Annotated in this window: 2 protein-coding genes; both read right to left on the minus strand. The window is 64.2% G+C overall.

Translation table 11 applies throughout. The features are described 5' to 3' along the window. On the minus strand, nt 1-633 hold a 633-nt coding region (cmk, locus tag ABT116_RS49755), incomplete at its 3' end, for a (d)CMP kinase (protein WP_351648358.1). A gap of 11 nt (nt 634-644) precedes the next feature. After that, a partial coding sequence (locus ABT116_RS49760) for a pseudouridine synthase (protein WP_351648356.1) occupies nt 645-1,064 on the minus strand: 420 nt, incomplete at its 5' end.

Genomic DNA, 1,064 nt, shown 5'->3' on the forward strand with positions numbered 1-1,064 from the left:
GATCACATCTTCAATTCCCAATTCGCTCGTATCCACCAGAATGGAATCCTCGGCAGGGCGCAACGGCGACACTGCCCGAGTCGAATCGAGATGGTCACGGCGCTGCACATCAGCCAGCACCGCTTCGTAATTGTCTTCGCGGCCTTGGCCGATGTTCTGCGTATTGCGCCGTGCCGCACGAGTTTCCGCGGATGCGGTCAAGAAAATCTTGACGTCGGCATCGGGAAGCACAACGGTTCCGATGTCGCGACCTTCCACGACGATCCGCTCTGCGCCCGCCGCCAACTCACGCTGAGTGGCGACCAGCAGGTCGCGAACCTCGGGTACGGCCGAGACCGCGGAGACAGCCTTGGTGACCGCGTCGCCGCGGATCTCCTCACTGACGTCCGCGCCGTCGAGATGCACCTGCTCGCTGCTCGGATCGGTACCGATGGACCACGGCAACGCTGCAACGGCGGCCGTGATCGCGGCGGAATCAGCCAGATCGATTCCCTGACGCAGCACGTGCAGGGTCGCGATCCGGTAGATGGCTCCGGTGTCGAGGTAGCGAGCGCCCAAACGCTGCGCCAACGCGCGAGAGACGCTGGACTTGCCGGTTCCGGACGGTCCGTCCATCGCGACTACCAGCGGCATGGACGAATCGGTCACAGGCCGACCGCCTCGTACAGTCCACCGACCTCGCTACGTCCGAGGACGCGCTGCGTTCCCGGACGCTGATCGCCGAGAGCGACAACTCCGACGTTGGTGCGAACCAGACGGACAACGGGGTGACCGACGGCATCGAGGAGGCGACGCACGATGTGCTTACGGCCCTCGTGCAGTACGAGCTTGACGAGCGTCTTGCCCTCGTTGATCTCGAGCACGGTGAACGCGTCCACCTTGGCCGGACCGTCGTCGAGGGTGACACCGTCACGCAACTGCTTGCCGGTGCTGCGCTCGACAACGCCGTGAACCGTGGCGAGGTACGTCTTCGGAACCTCGAACGACGGGTGCATCAGGCGGTGAGCCAAGTCACCGTTGTTGGTGAAGAGAAGCAAGCCTTCGGTGTCGGCGTCGAGACGGCC

The organism is Streptomyces sp. NPDC002130 (assembly GCF_040296465.1).
GTDB lineage: Bacteria > Actinomycetota > Actinomycetes > Streptomycetales > Streptomycetaceae > Streptomyces.